At 62.4% G+C, this 832-nt stretch carries 1 pseudogene; it reads right to left on the bottom strand.

Annotated elements, in window-relative coordinates:
* Positions 1 to 832 (bottom strand): annotated as a pseudogene (gene istA / locus QMG52_RS21785) (IS21 family transposase); the annotation flags it as partial.

Genomic DNA, 832 nt, shown 5'->3' with positions numbered 1-832 from the left:
CTGAGTGCTCATCAAGGATCTGCACCACGTCGTGGCGCAACCCCACGGTGAGGTTCCTGCTGTGGAAGGCGGGCCCGGCGGCATAGGTGTTCCCATCAATGAGGATATTCTCGGTCTTATCGGCCTTCCGCGACTCATAGCGCACCGGGTCGAAAGCGACTCCGGGCAGCGCCAACGAAGCGCAAAACATCGTGGGCGAATAACTCGCCCACGCTCAGGCCCTTGCGATAGTGCGTGGTGGTGGCCAACGCATCGCACCTGGCCAGCAACACCTCGTTCAGGCCGGCCAGCGTGGCGGCCTCTGGTTCGGGAACCATGAAGTTACGGCGCAGGAATCCGACCGCGTTCTCCACGTTCCCTTTCTCGTGGCCCGAGTACGGGTTGCAGTAGCGGGACTCGGACCGGTAGTGAAGCTTGAACGCACCAAAGAGTTTCGTCTCCACGACCTTGGTCCCGACCCGCCGTCCGATGCCGGTGGCGTTATCAAAGACCATGTGCCGTGGCACGGCCCCAGCGTGCTCGAACACCCTGCGCAGTCCGTGGCTGACGCATTCGGCAGTTTCGCCCCGGTACGCCTGAACGAAGCGCATGTTCGAAAACGGGAAGGTCACCACCAGAATATGCAGGATCTGCCGGATCCCGGCAATGATCGCCTCGGCCTGCCCGAAATCGACCTGCACCGTTCCGGCCGGCCACACCAGCTCCGTGAAGCCCTCACCCGCCTGCCGGTTCCGGGCCGTCCACTTCTTCACGAACCGTTGGACCGGTGAATAGGTGCCAGTGAAACCGTGCTCATCAACGAGCCGGTCAAAGATCCGTTTGGCCGTATGCC

The sequence above is a fragment of the Paenarthrobacter sp. PH39-S1 genome (assembly GCF_030063245.1).
In the GTDB taxonomy this organism is placed as follows: domain Bacteria; phylum Actinomycetota; class Actinomycetes; order Actinomycetales; family Micrococcaceae; genus Arthrobacter_M.
This window is presented reverse-complemented; position numbering and strand designations above follow the sequence as displayed.